15 protein-coding genes are annotated in these 19,330 nt (G+C 70.2%); 11 read left to right on the top strand and 4 right to left on the bottom strand.

The window, feature by feature from the left end:
* Positions 1–108 precede the first annotated feature (108 nt).
* From ACFY1E_RS00590 to ACFY1E_RS00615, 6 genes are all read left to right on the top strand, one after another.
* On the top strand, positions 109–231 hold the full coding sequence (locus ACFY1E_RS00590; protein ID WP_365845753.1) for a hypothetical protein: 123 nt from the start codon (positions 109–111) through the stop codon (positions 229–231).
* Positions 232–349: 118 nt separating this feature from the next.
* On the top strand, positions 350–922 hold the full coding sequence (locus ACFY1E_RS00595) for a winged helix-turn-helix domain-containing protein (RefSeq protein ID WP_389069700.1): 573 nt from the start codon (positions 350–352) through the stop codon (positions 920–922).
* A gap of 78 nt (positions 923–1,000) precedes the next feature.
* On the top strand, positions 1,001–1,999 hold the full coding sequence (locus ACFY1E_RS00600) for an SDR family oxidoreductase (RefSeq protein ID WP_389069703.1): 999 nt from the start codon (positions 1,001–1,003) through the stop codon (positions 1,997–1,999).
* A 71-nt stretch (positions 2,000–2,070) separates the two neighbouring features.
* The gene (locus ACFY1E_RS00605; protein WP_389069705.1) at positions 2,071–3,342 is read left to right on the top strand and encodes a sensor domain-containing protein; all 1,272 of its coding nucleotides are present in this window, start codon (positions 2,071–2,073) and stop codon (positions 3,340–3,342) included.
* The gene (locus tag ACFY1E_RS00610; protein WP_344406352.1) at positions 3,327–3,980 is read left to right on the top strand and encodes a response regulator transcription factor; all 654 of its coding nucleotides are present in this window, start codon (positions 3,327–3,329) and stop codon (positions 3,978–3,980) included. The genes ACFY1E_RS00605 and ACFY1E_RS00610 overlap by 16 nt, the downstream gene beginning before the upstream one ends.
* A gap of 189 nt (positions 3,981–4,169) precedes the next feature.
* Entirely contained in the window at positions 4,170–5,723 is a 1,554-nt protein-coding gene (locus tag ACFY1E_RS00615; protein ID WP_389069707.1) for a DUF1996 domain-containing protein, read from the top strand.
* A 65-nt stretch (positions 5,724–5,788) separates the two neighbouring features.
* Here ACFY1E_RS00615 and ACFY1E_RS00620 read toward each other — a convergent pair whose 3' ends face one another.
* Positions 5,789–6,205 (bottom strand): hypothetical protein, encoded by a 417-nt coding sequence (locus tag ACFY1E_RS00620; protein WP_389069710.1) that lies wholly within the window; start codon positions 6,203–6,205, stop codon positions 5,789–5,791.
* A 152-nt stretch (positions 6,206–6,357) separates the two neighbouring features.
* Here ACFY1E_RS00620 and ACFY1E_RS00625 point away from each other — a divergent pair, with 152 nt between their 5' ends.
* The 5 genes from ACFY1E_RS00625 (at position 6,358) to ACFY1E_RS00645 (ending at position 11,733) form a co-directional block, all read left to right on the top strand.
* The gene (locus ACFY1E_RS00625; RefSeq protein WP_389069711.1) at positions 6,358–6,885 is read left to right on the top strand and encodes a tetratricopeptide repeat protein; all 528 of its coding nucleotides are present in this window, start codon (positions 6,358–6,360) and stop codon (positions 6,883–6,885) included.
* Positions 6,886–6,934: 49 nt separating this feature from the next.
* On the top strand, positions 6,935–8,854 hold the full coding sequence (locus tag ACFY1E_RS00630; RefSeq protein WP_389069713.1) for a hypothetical protein: 1,920 nt from the start codon (positions 6,935–6,937) through the stop codon (positions 8,852–8,854).
* A gap of 199 nt (positions 8,855–9,053) precedes the next feature.
* Entirely contained in the window at positions 9,054–9,947 is an 894-nt protein-coding gene (locus tag ACFY1E_RS00635; RefSeq protein ID WP_389069716.1) for a metal-dependent hydrolase, read from the top strand.
* Positions 9,947–10,987, top strand: coding sequence for a PDR/VanB family oxidoreductase (locus ACFY1E_RS00640; protein ID WP_389069718.1), 1,041 nt, complete (start codon positions 9,947–9,949; stop codon positions 10,985–10,987). The genes ACFY1E_RS00635 and ACFY1E_RS00640 overlap by 1 nt, the downstream gene beginning before the upstream one ends.
* Before the next feature lie 56 nt (positions 10,988–11,043).
* Positions 11,044–11,733 (top strand): TetR/AcrR family transcriptional regulator, encoded by a 690-nt coding sequence (locus ACFY1E_RS00645; RefSeq protein ID WP_389069721.1) that lies wholly within the window; start codon positions 11,044–11,046, stop codon positions 11,731–11,733.
* Between the two features lie 6 nt (positions 11,734–11,739).
* Here the strand turns inward: ACFY1E_RS00645 and ACFY1E_RS00650 are convergent, their stop codons facing one another.
* From ACFY1E_RS00650 to pulA, 3 genes are all read right to left on the bottom strand, one after another.
* Positions 11,740–12,099: a 5-carboxymethyl-2-hydroxymuconate Delta-isomerase gene (locus ACFY1E_RS00650; RefSeq protein WP_389069722.1), complete on the bottom strand. Its 360-nt coding sequence runs from the start codon at positions 12,097–12,099 to the stop codon at positions 11,740–11,742.
* A 39-nt stretch (positions 12,100–12,138) separates the two neighbouring features.
* Entirely contained in the window at positions 12,139–13,761 is a 1,623-nt protein-coding gene (locus ACFY1E_RS00655; RefSeq protein WP_389069725.1) for a SpoIIE family protein phosphatase, read from the bottom strand.
* Positions 13,762–13,832: 71 nt separating this feature from the next.
* The gene (gene pulA, locus ACFY1E_RS00660) at positions 13,833–19,211 is read right to left on the bottom strand and encodes a pullulanase-type alpha-1,6-glucosidase (RefSeq protein ID WP_389069728.1); all 5,379 of its coding nucleotides are present in this window, start codon (positions 19,209–19,211) and stop codon (positions 13,833–13,835) included.
* Between the last annotated feature and the right edge of the window lie 119 nt (positions 19,212–19,330).

Genomic DNA, 19,330 nt, shown 5'->3' on the forward strand with positions numbered 1-19,330 from the left:
GCTTTTTCGGCAAAAGGGGCGCCCGCCGTTCACGGTGGGCGCCCCTTTTGCCGTCCAAGTAGTGAGAGAAGGGTCCTCGTCGGGGCCGGTGTCTGCTTCAATGAGGTCATGGCCAGCTTCAAGAACCACACCGCGACGGGTCGCCATGACCTCGAGCCGTTCTGGCCTTCCCGTCAGCACCACGACTTCGACCGGGTGTGTTGCCGCGCGATGAACGCGCCGGCCCTCTAAAGCCGTACACCCCCGGCCTTCGGCCAGCGCGACACGACGTACGTCCCGGCGAGCCCGACCACGAATCGCGGCCGCCGTCCTCCCAGACGAACTCCTCGCGCGAAAGAGCTGACCTCTCATGGCGACCACTCGTTCTCTCTCCACCGCCACCCTCACCTCCCCCGCCCAGAGCGGCGCCCGGCACCGGCTGCGGGCCGTCGACCGGGACGAGGTCGTGGACGTGACGGACTTCCTGCCGCCGGGCGCCACCTGGCTGCCCGCTCCGCAGCACACCCTGCCGACCCTGCCGGGCCAGCCGCCGATGATCGGCTACCTGGTGCTCGTCCCGGCCGACCAGCAGCCGCCGTTCCTTCCGGTGGCGGTGCCCGACCCCACCGGTGAGGAGCGGGGCAGCGGCAACCCGCTCGTGCGGATCGACTCCGTGCAGCGCACCGCCGAGGTGGACGGGCGCGAACTCGACCTCACCTACCTGGAGTTCGAGCTGCTCGCGCATCTCGTGGCGCATCCGCACCGGGTGCACACCCGCGACCAGCTGGTCACCACGGTATGGGGGTACGGCCATGTGGGCGACGGCCGCACCGTCGACGTCCACATCGCGCGTCTGCGCCGCAAGCTGGGCGCCGAGCACCGCGGGACGATCCAGACGGTACGGCGGGTCGGGTACAAGTACACGCCGCCGACCGGCCGTTGACCGTCCACCGGGCGTTCGTCCTCTGCTGACGGCAGATTGCCGTTCCGTCCCGCGGGCCGACCGGGCAGGCTCACCGGCATGAGACTTCTGGTGCTGGGTGGAACGGAGTTCGCGGGACGGGCCGTCGTCGAGGCGGCCCTGGGGCGCGGCTGGGAGGTGACCGTCCTCAACCGGGGACGGCACCAAGTCCCGTCCGGGGTACGAGCGTTGACCGGTGACCGCACCGCGCCCGACGGCCTCGCCGCCCTCACGGAGGGCGAGTGGGACGCCGTGGTCGACACCTGGTCGGCGGCGCCCCGGGCGGTACACGGCGCGGCACGGCTGCTGCGGGGTCGTGCCGGGCGGTATGTGTATGTGTCGAGCTGCTCGGTGTACGCATGGCCCGCGCCGGCCGGGCACGACGAGAGCGCCCCGCTGGTCGAGGGGGCGGAGCCCGACGCGGATCAGACGGACTACGCGCGGGACAAGCGGGGTGCGGAGATCGCCGCCGTCGAGGCGTTCGGGACGGACCGCTCCGTGCTCGTACGGGCCGGGCTGATCCTCGGTCCGTACGAGAACATCGGGCGGCTGCCGTGGTGGTTGGGGCGGATCGCACGGGGCGGGCCGGTCCTTGCCCCCGGGCCGCGTGAGTTGCCGCTCCAGTACGTCGACGTGCGGGACATGGCCGAGTGGATCCTCGGAGCGGTCGAGCGGGAGTTGAGCGGGCCGTACAACATGGTCAGCGAGCAGGGGCACGCCACCATGGGCAGCCTGCTGGACGCGTGCGTCGCCGTCACCGGGTCGGACGCGGAGCTGCGGTGGATCGACCCCGGGGTCGTCCTCGATGCCGGGATCGCGCCGTGGACCCAGCTGCCGGTGTGGGTGCCGCCGGGCACCGACATGCATGACTCGATGCACAGCGGGGACGTTTCGCGTGCGCTGGCTTCGGGGCTGGTGTGCCGTCCCGTCGGCGAGACGGTGGCCGACACCTGGCGGTGGCTGCAGGGCATCGGCGGTGCGGCGCCGCAGCGCCCTGACCGGCCGCCGGTGGGGCTGGATCCGGAGGTGGAGGCGAAGGTGTTGGGGCAAGGGGTGTAGCTGGCACCACCCCCAGCCCGGGGGGCCTGACCCCGTGACCGCCCCCACCGCGCTCGGTCAGACTCTCTGCCATGAACACCAACACGAAAAGCAGCTCCCTCTCCGCGAGGGTGCGGGCCGTTGCTGTGGCGGCCGGGCGGGGGTTCGTGCTGGCACTGGTGAGCCTTCCCGGAGCGGTTCTGTGGTTCACGCTGGCCCTTGTGTCGATCTCACTCGTACCGATCGGCATCGGGCTCGTCACGACGCCATGGGTGCTGGCGAGGGTGCGGGCGTTCGCCGACCGGCGGCGGGCGCTCGCGGCGCGGTGGTGCGGGGTGCGGATCCCGTCGGCGTACCGGCCGATACCCGAAGGCGCCGGCCCCTGGACGCGAACGTACGCCCTCCTCCGTGACCCGGCGGTCTGGCGCGATCTGCGGTGGCTGCAGGTCGACATGACGGCGGGGTACATCACCGCACTGCTGCCGGCCGTCCTTGTCCTGTACCCCCTGGAGGGCCTCGCGGTGGCGGCCGGGCTGTGGCGGCCGCTCTCCTCGTACGGCGGGTACTGGTACGGCTTCGTGCACGTCACCGACCAGGCCTCCGCGCTCGGCGCCGGTGCCCTGGCCCTCGTGATCCTCGCCTTCGCCTACCGCTACGCCCCGTCCCTGCTGACCACGCACTTCCGGCTCACCCGGTCCGTGCTCGGCGCGAGCCAGGCCGAACTGGCCGAGCGGGTGCAGGTGCTGACCGAGACCCGGAAGGACGCCGTCGACACCTCCGCCGCCGAACTGCGCCGTATCGAGCGGGATCTGCACGACGGGGCGCAGGCGCGGCTGGTGGCCATGGGCATGCACCTGGGCACCATCGAGATGCTCCTCGACAAGGACCCGGCGAAGGCCAGGCAGCTCCTCGCGCAGACCCGGCAGTCCTCCGTGGACGCGCTCGCCGAGCTGCGCGACCTGGTGCGTGGCATCCACCCGCCGGTGCTGGCCGAACGCGGACTCGGCGACGCGGTCAGGGCGTTGGCGCTGCGGCTGTCGCTGCCCACCGAGGTGAACGTCGAGCTGGACGGGCGCGCGGACGCACCGGTGGAGTCGGCCGCGTACTTCGCGGTCAGCGAGGTGCTCACCAACGCGGTCAAGCACTCCGGCGCCGACCGCATCTGGATCGACCTGCATCACAGCGAGGACAAGCTGCGGATCAGCGTCACCGACAACGGCAAGGGCGGCGCGGCGATCGGAGCCGGTTCGGGCCTGGCCGGGGTCGAGCGGCGCCTGGGTACATTCGACGGCGTCCTGGCCGTCAGCTCTCCCGCGGGCGGTCCCACCATGGTCACCATGGAGATCCCGTGCGTGTTGTCCTAGCCGAAGACCTCTTCCTGCTGCGCGACGGCCTGGTACGGCTTCTGGAGGCCTACGACTTCGAGATCGCCGCGGCCGTCGAGTCGGGCCCCGAGCTCGCCCGGGCGCTGGCCGAGCTGGAGCCGGACGTCGCCGTGGTCGACGTACGCCTGCCGCCCACGCACACCGACGAGGGGCTGCAGTGTGCACTGCAGGCCCGCCGGGACAGACCCGGGCTTCCGGTGCTGGTGCTGTCCCAGCACGTGGAGCAGTTGTACGCGCGCGAGCTGCTCGCCGACGGCAGCGGCGGCGTCGGGTATCTGCTGAAGGACCGGGTGTTCGACGCGGACCAGTTCGTGGACGCCGTACGGCGGGTCGCGGCCGGCGGTACGGCCATGGACCCGCAGGTGATCCAGCAGCTGCTGTCGCGGCGGGCCGCCGACGACCGGCCGCTCGCGCGGCTGACGCCCCGGGAGCGGGAGGTGCTGGAACTGATGGCGCAGGGCCGCTCCAACGCGGCGATCGCAGGGCAGCTGGTGGTCACAGAACGGGCCATTGCCAAGCACACCTCCAACATCTTCACCAAACTGGACCTGGAGGTCTCGGACGACGACAACCGTCGCGTCCTGGCGGTTCTCGCCTATCTGGACCGGGACCAGTAAGCGGTTGCTGATTCTGCGTAACTTCCGCTGCTCAGGCGGCGGTTGGGTCGCAAAGGCCCGGTAAACCTCTGATTTGTTTGTGGGGCTGCTGAACACCCCTGGGACCACGCGCGTATGAGTAGGCGCCGCTTCACTCCTGTCGGGCGCCTCGATGCCCCGCCAAGCCCGCAAGGAAGTCAGAGGAGTTCCATGGGACGCAACACACGCAAACGCCGTACGCCGCTGGCCACCAAGGCCATAGCCGCATCGGCGGCCCTAGCGCTCGGTGGGGGCGGGCTGATCTGGGCGAACTTCTACGCCTCGGCACACGAGTCGAACAACTCGGGGATGAACCAGACCAAGGCCGCCGCCGGTCAGGTCGCCACGATCGCCTGCCCCGACGTCCAGCAGAAGCTGACGAACATTCCGGCCCAGGCCCAGCAGGGCGTGGCCACGGAGCTGGCGAACCTCGACAAGCAGATCACCGAGGCCTACGCCCGGCTCGCCTCCACCCGGCAGGCGCAGGCGGGCGACGCGAACTTCGTGCAGAACGCGATCGTCGGCCCTCTCAAGGAGAAGCGCGCCGCGACGCTCAACCGCATCCGCATCGACATCCAGCGGGTGGGCGGCCAGGTCGACGCAGCCGGGCTGCAGGCGCTCGCCGCCTGCACCACGCAGACCGCCAACCAGACCACCGCCGGCGGCCAGCAGAACGGCGGCCAGCAGCAGAACGGCGGCCAGCAGCAAAATGGCGGCCAGCAGCAGAACGGTGGCCAGCAGCAGAACGGCGGCCAGCAGCAGGGCAACGGACAGGCCGGAGCCGGTCAGAACATCGGCGGGCAGGCCGGCAACGGCCCGGTCGCGGCCGACTTCGTGGACATCACCAAGGTCCAGCCGAACGTGGCCGCGAAGCCGCGGGCCAACGGCAACGCCTCGAAGGGCGTCTTCATCACCAAGTGCGGTGTGAACGCCAACAAGAACCACAACACGGACAACGTGATCGTGGCTCCCGGCGTGACCAACGGCGCGCACCACCTGCACGACTACGTCGGCAACCAGAAGGTCGACGCGTTCGCGAACAACAACACGCTGATCGCGGACCAGACCAGCTGCCAGAACCAGGGCGACCTGTCGGCCTACTACTGGCCGGTGGTCCGCATCCAGGACGGCTCGCAGGACTTCGACCAGAACAGGGACGGCGGCGGCAAGGAGGGCAACGTCGGCAAGATCCTGACGCCGGTCCAGGCGCAGATCAAGTACGTCGGCAGCCCGACCAGCAAGGTCACGGCGATGCCGCAGTTCCTGCGCATCATCACCGGTGACGCCAAGACCACGACCAACGGTCTGGCGAACGCCAACGCGCACTGGAGCTGCACCGGCTTCGAGAACAAGGTCCAGCTGACGACGCAGTACCCGATCTGCCCGCAGGGCAGCAACGTGGTGCGCACCTTCGCCTTCCAGTCCTGCTGGGACGGCAAGAACATCGACAGCGCCAACCACCGCACGCATGTCGCCTTCGCCGACGCCAACGGCAACTGCCAGAACGGCTTCAAGGCGATCCCGCAGCTGACGATGCGTCTGGTGTACAAGATCAACCCGCCGGTCCTGCAGAACGGCCAGGTGAAGAACGCCTACGCGGTGGACGGCTTCCCCGAGCAGCTGCACAAGGCGGCCACCGACCACGACGACTTCATCGCGGTCTTCAAGAACAACCTGGCGAACAAGATCGCCAACTGCATCAACAGCGGGCAGCGTTGCCAGTGACGAGGCCCTAGGAAAGCGGGCGGTGGGAATCTCCCACCGCCCGCTTTTCGTATGTGGCGCGAAGCTCAGCCGCTGTGGCCGGAGTGCGCGCTGTGGTTGGTGCCGATCTCCTCGTCGCCGCCCAGGGTGTGCTGCAGCGCCTTGACCACCTTGTCCTCACCGACGGCGACCCACTTGCGGCCGACGAGGTAGAACCCGCCGTAGTCCTTCGCGTCGTTGATCCACTCGCGCTGGCCGCGGTCGGTGGCGAAGGTGGCGAAGACGAACTTGCCGTCGGAGGTCTTGCAGATGGCCTGGCGGACCTCGTCGGAGTCGATCTGCATGTCCGGCTTGCACTTCACCTTGGCGGCCAGGCTCTCCAGAGAGCCGGTGGCGGCGGTCGGCACCTTGGCGGCCGCGTCGCTGTTTCCGGTTCCACAGCCCGCCAGCGCCAGGACGCCCGCGGCTCCGGCCACGGCGAGCATCGGTCGGGTCAACCTCATCTGTTCCTCCGGGTCGCTCTGCTGGCCCGGGCCTGACCGGCACATTCGCGGGGCAGGCGGGAATGTGCCGGCCAGGCACTGAGGGCCCGTCCCCTTCGATACGGCTGTGAACGCCGGTGCGCTCAAAAATACGACGGTCCGGCCGTGCACGTGTGTGCGAAGCTTCTCCGGTGAATCAAGACTGGGAAGATCGCGTGACCGCCGCCTGGGCCACCTTCGACGACTATCCGGAGGAGAAGGCCGCCGACTTCCGGGCCGTTGTCGACGCCCTCGCCGCCGAACTGCCGGAGGGCAGCCCGCTCGGTCTCTTCGAGCAGGCCTGCGCCTGGGACTCCACCGGGCACTCGGACAAGGCCGTACCGCTGTACCAGGAGGCGCTGGCGCGCGGGCTGGGCGAGATCAGCCAGTACAAGGGCCGCAGGGCCAAGATCCAGTTGTCCAGTTCCCTCAGGAACACCGGGCGGGCGGAAGAGGGCGTCAAGCTGCTGACGCCGGAACTGGACGCTCCCTCCGACGAGTTGGACGACGCGGTACGGGCGTGTCTGGCGCTGTGCCTGTCCAGCCTCGGCCGGGACCGTGAGGGCCTCTCCCTGGTGCTCGGCGCCCTGGCGCCCCATCTCCCCCGCTACCAGCGCTCGATGGCGAACTACGCGCGCGCACTGGTCGAGCCGGAGGACTGAGCCACTCGCGCAGCGGTGACTATCCCACGATTCGCTCGTTTTGCTGAACGTGCAGTCACAGGATGTCGCCCCGCGCCCCGCACCGTCCCCTTCCGACCTGGCCGTCGACGTCGAACAGGCCGAGGCCGCGCTCGTCGAGCACTACCCGCGGCTGGTCCGGCTCGCCTATCTGGTGCTGCCGCCGAGCCTCGGCCGCAACCGGCGCGTGGTGACCGCACACGCCCTCACCCAGCGCGCCCTGCCCCGGAGCCGGGCGCAGGCACCCGCGATCCCGGCCCGCTCGACCGGGCGCAACGGCGACCCCGGGTACGCCTTCGTCCGCCTCCAGGTGCTGCGTACGGCGCTGGAGGCGGGCCTGCCGCTGAAGCGCACGGCACTCCCCAAGCGGTCCCAGCTGCCGCCGCTGCTCCCCCAGGTGTGGGGCCTGCGCCTCTTCCCGCGCTCCGGCGGTGCCGACGAACTCGCCCTGGACCAGCGGCTGTCCGCCCTGTCCGGCCCCGCCCGCGCCGCCTACGTCCTGCGCGGCCTGGAGGAACTCCCCGACGGTGAGGTGGCCGAGGTGCTGACCGCCGCCGGCTGCGAGGACCCGCAGGATGCGCTCCGGGAGGCCGACGAGGTCCCGGAGCAGTACGCCCTGCTCGACTCCCCCGAGTTCGACCCCTGTTCACTGCATGCCCGGCCCACCGATCTGATGCGCCGCAGACAGCACACCAGGGCCGCGCTCGCCGCCGCGGCGGCCGTCGCCGTCTGCGGGGTGCTGTTCGGTCTGCCCGGGGACGGCTGGGCCCCCGACGGCGCCGCCGCCCCCGTGTACGCGCAGAACCCGGCGGCCGAGGCCGCCCTGGACCCGGCCGAGCTGCTGCGGGTCGCCCCCACCGCCTGGACGACCTCCGCGCGCACCGACTTCTCCGTCTGGCCCGCCCGCGGCGACCTCACCGGCGACAAGGCCCTGCTGCGCCGCGCCCTCGCCGTCTGGGCCCGCCCCGGCGAGAGCGTCCAGGTCTCCGCGACCCCCGGCACCCCGTCCGGCGGCCCCTCCGGCCCGCCCCAGCTGCTGTACGCGGGGAACGTCGACAGCGCACGGGTGGTGATGCTCTACGACGGTCTGCGCATCGCCCGGTACGCCGAGCCGAAGAGCGGTACGAAGGGCGCGGCCCTCGACTTCGCACGGGTCGACGGCGCCGACCGCTCCGAGGCGGACGCGCTGGTCCTGAACCGGGCCGACGGCAACGTCCGCTATCTGACGGCCCCCTGGGTGAAGCAGGCCGCCGAGCGGGACCTGCTCAAGCCGGCCTCCGGCACGACACCCCTGGCCCTGACCGGCGGTGTCACGGCACCACTGGCCGGCCCCGCCGCCGAGAGCGGCGACTGCACGTCGTGGAAGGTGCTCCAGCTCACCGACGCCACCGGCACCCGCCTCAGCACCGACCTCGGCGAACTCGTCCCCGCCCACCTCACCACCGGACGGCCCGGCGCCACCCACGAGGTCACCGGCGCCGCAGCTCTGCACACCTGGGCGCCGTACGCCTGCTCGCTGGCCTCGATGCGCTCGGCGGGCGTGCGCACGGTCAACGCTTGGGCCTACGGCCGGCAGCCGCTGCCCGACGCGAGCGGCGCGGCGGACTGGGTGTGCACCCGGGCCGAGACCTGGCGGGGCGGCGGGACGCGGGTACTGGCGCAGTTCCACACGCCGGGCGGCGCGTACGGGGCGGTCGCCGCGAAGGCGGAGAACGTACCGGCGTGCGGGACGAAGGACCCGCATGTGCTCGCCGGGGTGCTGTGGAAGTCGGAGGCGAAGAACTGGTACCTCCTCGCGGCCGGCAGCCCGGGAACGGCGTCGATCAGTACGACGGGTGGGGTCAGCGCCTCCACCCCCGGCAGCCTGCTGGCCGTACGGGCCAAGCAGGGGGTGCGGGCGGAGCTGGCGGGGACCCTGGAGGACGGTCGGCAGATCAGCGGCCTGCACTGAGCGCTCCGCGGGAGGTGCCGCGATGTGCTTTCCCTGTCTGCGGCATCGTCCGTGGCTGGTCGCGCCCACGCGGCGGTAGCCGCAAATTCCATACAGTCCCGCGCCCCTTCGCGCGCTCCCCCGCCCCTTGCTGACAATGGCGTCAACAAGTCCCCGCCGAAGGGTTCCCCTCGGACTTACCCGTCAGTACATTGACGCCATGTCTAACAGTCAGGCCTCGGAGCGGGTCGCCCTCAAGCCGCGGAAGGTGTCCTTCTCGTGGGAGGAGACCCCGCTGCACTGGGTGCCTGGGGATCCCTTCACCACGCACACCATCAATGTGCTGCATCTGCTGCTGCCCGCCGGTGAGCGGTGGTTCGTGCACGTCTACAAGCAGGTGCTGCCGTACATCCGTGACGAGCGGCTGCGCCAGGACGTCATCGGGTTCATCGGGCAGGAGGCGATGCACTCACAGGCCCACGACGAGGTCCTGCCGCATCTGAAGGAGCTCGGGCTCGATCCGACGCCCTACACCGCGCAGGTCGACTGGTTCTTCGAGAAGCTGCTCGGCGACCGGACGCTGCCGCCGGGCAGGGCGCGCAGGTGGTGGCTGATGGAGCGGGTGGCGATCATCGCGGCGATCGAGCACTACACCGCGTTCCTCGGCAACTGGGTCCTCAACGCCGAGGAACTGGACCGGCGCGGTGCCGACCCGACCATGCTGGATCTGCTGCGCTGGCACGGCGCGGAGGAGGTCGAGCACCGGTCCGTCGCCTTCGACCTGTTCCTGCACGTCGACGGCGGCTACCGGCGCCGCGTGCGCACCTGGGCCACCGCGTTCACGGCACTGGTCTTCCTGTGGCAGCGCGGGGCGCGCTTCTTCATGGAGAACGACCCGACGCTGATCGACGGCCACGCGAGCTTCAAGGAGTTCTACGTACGCGGCAGGCGCGGCACGCTGCCCGCGACCGGCGACATGCTCAGGTCCATTCCGCGGTACCTCAGCCGGGCCTACCACCCCTCCCAGGAGGGCTCCACCGAGCAGGCCGTCGCCTATCTCGCCTCCTCCCCCGCGGCGGTCGCGGCCCTCGCGGCAGAGAAGGGAGCCCTGTGATGCCGAAGCTGCGCACGGTGGCGGTCGTCGCGGGCACGGCCATGCTGGTCAGACGGGCGATGCGGCGCCGCATCCGGACCTCGCCGCTGTGGCCGATGCCCGCACTGGAGAACCCGACCTCCGGGCGGCCGCGGTCGCGGGCGGTCAGGCTGCTGGTCGCCTCGCGCGAGACGGTCGCCGACGGCGTCGTACAACTGCGCCTGAAAGGAAGGGACTTGCCGCGCTGGGAGCCCGGCGCGCATCTCGACCTCGTACTGCCTTCGGGTCTTGTGCGGCAGTACTCGCTGTGCGGCGACCCGGAGGACACCTCCGCGTACACCGTCGCCACCCGGCTGATCGAGGACGGGCGGGGCGGCTCGCGCGAGGTGCACGAGCAGATCACGAAGGGGATGGAGCTGGAGGTGCGCGGGCCGCGGAACCGCTTCCCGCTCGTCGAGGCCCCTTCGTACGTCTTCGTCGTCGGCGGCATCGGGATCACGCCCGTGCTGCCGATGCTGCGGGCGCTCGGGGACGGCGCGCAGTGGCGGCTGGTGTACGGCGGGCGGACGCGGGCGTCGATGCCGTTCCTGGAGGAGCTCGGGAAGCTGGGCGGTGACCGGGTGACCGTCGTCGCCGAGGACGAGGACGGACTGCCCGATCTCGACGGCCTGTTGGCGGACACGGCCGAGGACGCCGCCGTGTACTGCTGCGGCCCGGAGGGGCTCATCGCCGCGATGGAGGAGCGGTTCCCGCGGGTCCGCCTGGAGCGGTTCACACCCCGTACGGCGGCCGACGGCAACGGCGCCTTCGAGGTCGAACTCCGGCGCAGCGGACGGACGTTGACCGTGCCGGCCGACTCGACCGTGCTCGCCGCCGTGCGCGCCGCGCTGCCGAACACCGCCTACTCCTGTGAACAGGGCTTCTGCGGAACCTGCCAACAACGGGTCCTGGAGGGCGAGGTGGAGCACCGGGACGAACTGCTGACGGACGCCGAGCGCGCGGACTCGATGCTGATCTGTGTTTCGCGGGCACGAAGTGAGCGTCTCGTGCTGGATATGTGAACATCGATGGCCGGACCGGACCGTTCCGGGCCGGATCCGATCGGTAAGGTGTTCGCATGACTACCGGGGTACGCCGCAGAATGGGAGTCGAGGAGCGGCGGCAGCAGTTGATCGGCGTGGCCCTCGAACTGTTCAGCCAACGCTCTCCCGACGACGTCTCCATCGACGAGATAGCCGCCGCCGCGGGCATCTCGCGCCCGCTGGTGTACCACTACTTCCCCGGCAAACTCAGCCTGTACGAGGCCGCGTTGAGGCGTGCGGCGGAGGATCTGGCGGGCCGGTTCAAGGAGCCGCAGGAGGGCCCGCTGGGCGCGCGGCTGCTGCGGGCGATGCGCCGCTTCTTCGACTTCGTGGACGACCACGGCCCCGGTTTCTCGGCACTGATGCGCGGCGGCCCGGCGGTGGGCTCCTCGGCCACCAATGCCCTCATCGACTCCGTACGCCAGGCCGCGTACGAACAGATCCTGTCGCACCTGGACGTCCAGAAACCGTCCGCCCGACTGGAACTGGTCGTACGTTCCTGGATCTCCCTGGCCGAGTCGACCGCCCTGATCTGGCTGGACGGCCGCCGCATCCCCCGCGCCGAACTGGAAGCCCAACTCGTCCACGACTTCGCGGCGCTGGCCGCGGTGAGCGCCGCCTACGACGAGGAGATGGGCGCACTGCTGCGCCGCATGGTCAAGGACGAGCCGCCGGACGGCCCGTTCGCGGACCTGGTCGCCCGGTTGCTCTCGCTGGCGTCGTAGGACTGTCTAACGCTCGAACTTCCGGTACGACGGGTCGAGGTCCCGGACCTCGGCGGAGGCGTGCAGGACCGCGTGGCCGTCGTCCTCGACGTGCTTCTTCAGCAGCTCGAGGACGGTCTCGGTGAGCTTCGCCTTCGTCTCCTCGGTGCGGCCCGCCAGCAGTCCGATCATGACGTGCACCACGGCGTGCCCCTGGTCCGAGGGGTCCTCGTAGCCGAACGCGGTCACCTCGGACGCGCGGAACTGCGTCTTGCAGGCCTCCGGCTTGGCGGCCGCGATCTCGACGAGCGCGGTGTGCAGGTTGTGGGCGAAGCCCTCCCGGTCGAAGTCGATCGACTTCGAATGGTCGACGGTGATCTGCGGCATGGGGCACTCCTGATCCGGAACGGCAGCGACACGGGCAGCCTAATTCCTCAGCTGGAGCGCGAGCATCGCGATGTCGTCCTCGCGGTCGTGCCCGAAGCAGGCCAGGAGGGTGTCGCACAGCGCGTGCAGACCGGGCAGCGCGCCGACGGCCGCCGAGCGGAGCTGCTCCATCGAGAGGCTCAGGTCCGTGCCCCGGGTCTCGATCAGGCCGTCGGTGACCATGAGGAGCCGGTCGCCGGGCTCCAGGAACAGCTCGGTGGGCGGCGGGTGCGGCAGCCCCAGGCCGAGCAGCGGACCGTCGGCCTTGGCGTACTCGGCGTCGCCGTCGGTACTCAGGATCAGCGGCGGGATGTGGCCCGCGTTGGCGATCCGGGTGCGGCCCGTCCCGGGGTCGATCAGCGCCAGGCAGACGGTGGCGGTGACCTCGGGGTGGTAGTGCTGCAGCATCCGGTCGAGCCGCTCGGCGAGCACGGCCGGGTCGCTCTCCTCGACGCAGTAGGCGCGCAGCGCATGCCGGATCTCGACCATGACGGTGGCCGCCTCCAGCGAGTGGCCGACGACGTCGCCGACCGCGGTGAGCACACCCTCGTCGGTGCGCAGGGCCGCGTAGAAGTCGCCGCCGATCTCGGTCTCCCGGGACGCGGGTACGTAGCGGACCTCGACATCGATGCCGGGCAGCTCGGGCAGCCGGTGCGGCTGGGGCAGGAAGCTGTGCTGGAGGGTCAGGGCCACATGCCGCTCGACCTGGTACATGAGCAGCGGCTCGGCGGCGAGCGCGGCGGCCTGCGCCAGTTGGGCCACCAGCGCCTCCTCCTCCGGGTTCACCCGGCGCACCCCGCGGGTGGGCGTGGCCAGGCACACGGGGGCCTGCCCGTCCTGGGTGAGGACCAGCGCCAGCCGGGCGTCGTGCTGCATGCCGGGCCGGAAGAACCCGGCGGGCCACAGCGGCGCGGGCACGGTGGTGATCTGCACCCCGGCCTGTCCGCGGGTCAGCCGCCGCAGCAGTCCGGCCACGGTCCGGTGGGCACCCGCGTCCGGCAGGGCGAGGGAGGTGCGGTCCCGGGAGAGGCCGCAGTACAGCTCGTCGTCCGGGCCGAGGACGAAGACGGCGGCGGGGCCGCCGATGAGCCGCGCGGTGCCGTCGGCGGCGGCGTCGGCGAGTTCCTGCAGGGAGCGCGCGGCCTGGATGGTGACGATCGCCTGGGACAGCATCGTCAGCCGTCGTACCAGCGCCTGGTCGTCGGCCCGCAGCCGGGCGGTGCGCACCGCGGAGCGGACCACCGCCTCGATCTCCTCGGGCTCGGCGGGCACCGTCAGATAGATCTCGGCGCCCGCGTCCAGCCCCTGGCAGCGGTTGCCCGGGGCCGCGGCGGCGGCCGAGAAGTGCACGACGGGCAGGCCCGCCATGTGCGGCCGCTCCTTGAGCCGCCGGCACAGCTCGAAGCCGCTCATGTCCGGCAGGTCGATGTCGACGAGGGCCACGTCGGGCAGGGTGCCCTTGCGCAGCCGTACATCGAGTTCGACGAGCGCCTGCTGGCCGGTGGCGACCGGTACGACCTGGTGTCCGGCCCGGCGCAGCACCGTCCCCATCGCGTACCGGCTGGCCGCGACGTCGTCCACGACCAGCACGGTCGTGTCTGTGAGCTTGCCGTTGAGGTCCATCTTCCAGCCCTGGGGACAACGCCGGTGGGGCAGACCGGGATTCAGCCTGCCCCACCAAAGTAATGCCCCTTTCAGGAGATCCGGGAGAATATCGCGACACTGCGCCCCGGAACGGCGAACGTGCCCGAATCCCGCTCATAGGAAGAGCTCTTGACGATAGGGTCGGCGCCCGCCGCCTGTACCGGGTGCAGTCGGTAGCCGGTTCCGGCCAGGGAACCGACGCGCTGCTCCTGCCTGCTCGGTGTCGCGTTGAAGACGACGACCAAGTCGCCCAGCTTCATGGTGATCACGCCGGGCGTCTCGTCCTTCCCGGACAGCGGGAAGGACAGCTTCGACTGCACCTGCGCGGCCGTGCCGAGCGAGAAGACGCCGTCCGTCGAACGGATCTTCAAGAGGTCCTGGTACGCGGCCGAGGCCCCCTCGATCTGCGGGCAGCCGACCCGTACCGAGCTGAGCAGCGGCTTCGCATACGGCCACTTGGACTGGTTGTCGGCCGCCATCGGCAGCCCCCGCCCGAAGCCGTTGCCGTCCGTGCAGTCCCAGTGGATGGCGTTGAACCAGTCGCCGCTGTCGAACGAGTTGCGGTCCAGGGACTTGGAACGCAGCAGGTCGGAGCCCGCCTGTGAGAGGGACGGCCCCTGCGAGAGGGTGGCCGTCGCCATCGCGAGGACCTGCATCCTGGCCCGGTCGGCGGCGCTCGTCGAGGCGGGCAGCTTGTAGGTGAGGGCGTCGAAGAGGGACTCGTTGTCGTGCGCGTCGGCGTAGGCGACGGCGTCACCGGGTGCGTCGGCGTAACCGGCCGGTTGGCCGTTGTAGTCGACCTCGGCGCCGGTGACCTCCTTGCCGCCGGTGTCGGTGAAGCGGTACTTGGCCAGGTTTCCGGACAGACCCACCTTGATCAGGTCCTGGTAGTGCAGCAGCCGGGCCTTCTGCTCGGCCGAAGTACCGTTCGCGGTGGACGAGTTGGGGTCGGTGTACAGACCGGAGGCGAAGCCCTGGACGCCGGGGTCGGAGTCGAAGGGGCTGCCGCCGCGCACGGCGTCACGGGCGCGGTCCGAGAAGGTCGCGATGCCCGTCCCCGCCATGTTCTTCTGCGTGGCCTGCACGAAGCGGGCGTCGTCGGCGACCTCGCCGAAGTTCCAGCCCTCGCCGTACATGATGATCTTCTTGCCGTCGACGCCGTCCTTCGCGAGGGTCAGCGCGTCGAGCGCCCTTCGCACGGCGAGGATGTTGGCCTTCGGCTGGTGTCCCATGAGGTCGAAGCGGAAGCCGTCGACCTTGTACTCCTTGGCCCAGGTGACGACCGAGTCGACGACCAGCTTGCCCATCATGGAGTTCTCGGTGGCCGTGTTCGCACAGCAGGTGCTGTTGGCGACCGAGCCGTCCGCGAGGAGCCGCTGGTAGTAGCCGGGCACCACCTTGTCGAGGACGCTGGTGTCGGCCTGGCCGGCGGCCGCCGTGTGGTTGTAGACGACGTCCATGACGACCCGCAGCCCGTCCTGGTTCAGTCCCTTCACCATCTTGCGGAACTCGACGGTACGGCCGGTCCCGTCCGGGTCGGTCGCGTACGAGCCCTCGGGGACCGTGTAGTGGAACGGGTCGTAGCCCCAGTTGTAGGCGTCCTTCGCGGCGGTCTTCGCGACGCACGCCTGCTGCTTGTCGGAGTCGGCGGCGTAGGAGGCGAGGTCGCAGTCCGGCGCCGCCTGGTCCGCCTTCTTCTCGGGGACGGTCGCGAAGTCGAAGGCGGGCAGCAGATGGACGTACGACGTGCCCGACTTCGCGAGTTGCCGCAGGTGCTTGGAGCCGTCACTGTTCCGGTCGGTGAAGGCGAGGTAGGTGCCCCGGTCCTTCGCCGGTACGGTCCTGTCCGCGACGGAGAAGTCCCGGATGTGCAGCTCCTGGATCTGGGCGTCCTTCAGCGGTACGGCCCTGGGCTTGGCGAGGCCCGACCAGCCGCTCGGGGCGAGCGACTTGTCGTTCAGGTCGACGACCAGGCTACGCTCGGAGTTCGCGGTGAGGGCGACCGAGTACGGGTCGGTGACCGTGTTGGTGACGACCTTGCGGACGCTGGGCGCCCACACCTTCACGGCGTACCGGTAGGGCTTGTTCTTCCAGGACGCCGGGCCGGTGACGGACCAGACACCGGTGGAGTCGTCGCGCTTCATCTTCTTGAGCGAGCCGTCGAGCTCCAGTACCACGCTCTGCGCGGTCGGCGCCCACACGGCGAGCGTGGGACGGCCCTTGTGGAACGTCGGCCCCAGCTCGGCCTTGGTCGCGCTCGCATACACGTCGTCGAGTACGCCGGCGATCTGGACGCCGGTCGCCGCGAGCACGGCGCCGTTGGCGGCCCGCTGGGAGGCGACGATCTGTCCGTCGAGGGCCTCGCGCACGCGGTCGCGGTCACGCGGGTCGACGGACCAGGCCGTGTAGTCCTTCAGATGCGGGAACCTGGCCTTCTGGGCCTCGGTGAGGGTGGTCTTCGCAAGGCGCAGCCAGCGCTCGTCGTCGCTGGTCAGCGCACCGTCCTTCACGGCGATCGAGCCGTCGTGGGAGTACAGCAGCTGGGTGGAGACGGCGGCGTCGGAGCCGTTCCAGGCGACTGTGTTGCGGTCGATCCAGATGGCCTTGGAGGTGCTCAGGTCGAGCGCGGCGGCGGAGCCCGCGGGCTGTGGCAGCAGGTACTTCTCCTGTCCGTTCAACAGCCACACCTCGTAGCCGTTCGACTTGAGGTCCAGCGACTGGTCGGCCGGGAGGTCCTTCTCGTCGCCCTTGTGGATGATGTAGCTGAGGCTGGTGGCACCGTCGCTGAGCGGCACCTCGAAGACCGCACCATAGGCGTCGGTCCGCACCGGCTTCAGCGGGCTCGACCAGTCCGTGGGGTTCGCGGCGCCGGTCCACACGTGCAGTCCCCAGCCGTCGTAGTTCCCGTCGGCGCGGTGGTAGTGGATGACCGCCTTGGACTTGTCCTGCGCCGGGTAGTCCGGCCGAGTCGTCTGTACGGCCTCCTTGCCCTGCTCGGTCCAGACCTCGCCGGTCTTGGTGACGTCGATGGTGCGGTCGGTGGAGACGTCCTTGTTGCCGTCCTTGTCGACGACCAGGAACCCGACGCTGGAGGCGCCCGGCTTCAGCTTGACGTAGGCGAAGGCGCCGTACGCGTCACGGCCGACGAAGGGGTGCCCGGCCGGCCAGGTGGTCGACTCGCCGTCGGCCAGGTCGCCCCAGGCGTACAGACCCCACTTGTCGTAGTCGCCGTCGGTGCGCTTGTAGTGGACGATCGCGTAGTCGCGGGAGGAGGCGGTGGGGGTCTCCGCGGCGGGCGGGGTTCCGGTGGTGGAGGCGGCGGTGGCGCTCGCCGTGTGCCCGGCGGTGTCGACGACGACCGCCTTGTACCGCAGGGCGGTTCCGGCCGGGACGTCCTTGCCGATGGTCTGCGTGACCTTGTACGGGGCGTGGTCGGCGGAGCCCAGGACCTGCCACTTTCCGCCGCCGACCTGGGCGGCGAAGACGACGCGGTCGAGCTGTCCGCCGGCGACGTCCGCGGAGAGTTCCACGGTGCCGGTGGCGCCGGCGTCAGGGGCCTTCAGGGTGAGGGTGGGTGCGGTGGTGGGCTGGGCGAGCCTGCCCGCCGCCTTGAGGACGATCGCCGAGCCGGCCGGGACGGTGACCGTGATCTTCTTGTCGGCGTCGGAGGTGACCGCGTCCGAAGTCCCGTAGATCCCGCGGAACTTCATGGCCGCCGAGCCGGTCGCGAAGGCCGCTGTCTTCGCCTCGTCGGCGTTGTTGAGGGCGACGACGTACTCCTGGCCGGTCCTGGCGTCCGTACGCGAGAACGCATAGACACCGGAGCCGTCGGCCGCGTACCGCTGCGTCTGGACGCCGTCCGTGAGGGCGGGGTTGTCCTTGCGCAGCTTGCTCAGCGCGGAGATCTGCCGGTACAGCGGTGCGCTCGTGTCGTACGAGTCGCTCGCGTGGGTGCGGTCGGTGCCGATCTCGTCGTCGTCGAGGTAGTCGGCGACCTTCGAGGCGAACATCGTCTGGCGGGCGTCCTTGTCGCCGCCGGAGCCGGTGAAGCCCTGCTCGTCGCCGTAGTAGACGACGGGGTTGCCGCGGCTGAGGAACATCACCTCGTTGGCGAGCTCGTCCTTCTTGAGGATCTCGGCATCGGTGACCTTCGGGTTGTCCTGCTTCAGGAAGTACCCGATGCGGCCCATGTCGTGGTTGCCGAGGAAGGTGACCTGCTCGTACGCGTTGGCCTTGTCGGTCGTGTACTTGTAGTCGTCACCGAAGAGCGAGGCGAGCTTCTGCGCGCTGCCGCCCTGGGAGGCGTAACTGCGCGCCGCGTCCTGGAAGGGGAAGTCGAGGGTGGCGTCGAGACGCCCCTGGGTGACGTACGGCGAGGTGATCGAGGTGTCGGCGGAGTAGACCTCGCCGAACATGAAGAAGTTCTTGCGCCCCTGCCTGGCCGCGTAGGCGTCGAGGGCGGTCGCCCACTGGGTCCAGAAGTCCATGTCGACGTGCTTGACCGTGTCGATCCGGAAGCCGTCGATGTCGAAGTCGCGCACCCAGCGCTCGTAGATCTTCTCCATGCCCTGTACGACCTCGGGACGCTCGGTCCACAGGTCGTCGAGGCCGCCGAAGTCCCCGTACGTGGTGCTCTCACCGGCGAAGGTGGAGTCACCGCGGTTGTGGTACATCGTCGGGTCGTTGAGCCAGGCCGGGACCTTGGCGTTCCTGTCCGCGGCGGCGACGGTGGGCGTGCGCGGGAAGGAGCCGGCGTCGACGGCGGGGAACTGCTTGCTGCCGTCCGCGTAGTCGGCGTCGTCGAAGGGGCGGCCGTCCTTGGTCAGGTACGGGAAGGCGCCCTTGGAGAGGTAGTCGTAGGACTTCTCCTTGTAGTCGACGACGTCCGCGGTGTGGTTGGTGATGACGTCGAAGAAGACCTTCATACCCTTGGCGTGGGCCTTCGAGATAAGGGTTTCCAGGTCCTTGTTGGTGCCGAAGTGCGGGTCGACCTGTGTGAAGTCCGTGATCCAGTAGCCGTGGTAGCCGGCCGAGGCGTTGCTGCCCGTCCCCTGGACGGGACGGTTCTTGAAGATCGGGGCCATCCAGATGGCGGTGGTGCCCAGGCCCTTGATGTAGTCGAGCCTCTTGGTCAGGCCCTTGAGGTCGCCGCCCTGGTAGAAGCCCTTGTCGGTGGGGTCGTAGCCGGTGCTGAGGCGTGAGCCCGTGAGCCCGCCCTTGTCATTGCTGGTATCCCCGTTGGCGAAACGGTCCGGCATGACGAAGTAGAACTGCTCGCGGGTGTCGTCGTGCCGGGCGGGCACGGCGGCGAGCTTCGCGTCGGAGGGCGGCGGGGGCGGGGGGGCCGCCTGCGCGGCCAATGGCTGGATCAGGGCGGCGGCAACGGCCACGACGGTGACGGCCGCAACCCGTCTCGCTCTCGGTATCACAGGCGAAACTCCTTGCGATGACGGCTCTGTTGGGTCCGACCCCGCGCGACCGTATCGCTGACGCAAGGTTTACAGCAATAGGCTTGAAACTCACAGCAAGAACTTTCACAAGCAACTTT

The organism is Streptomyces sp. NPDC001604, from assembly GCF_042893475.1.
In the GTDB taxonomy this organism is placed as follows: Bacteria; Actinomycetota; Actinomycetes; order Streptomycetales; family Streptomycetaceae; genus Streptomyces.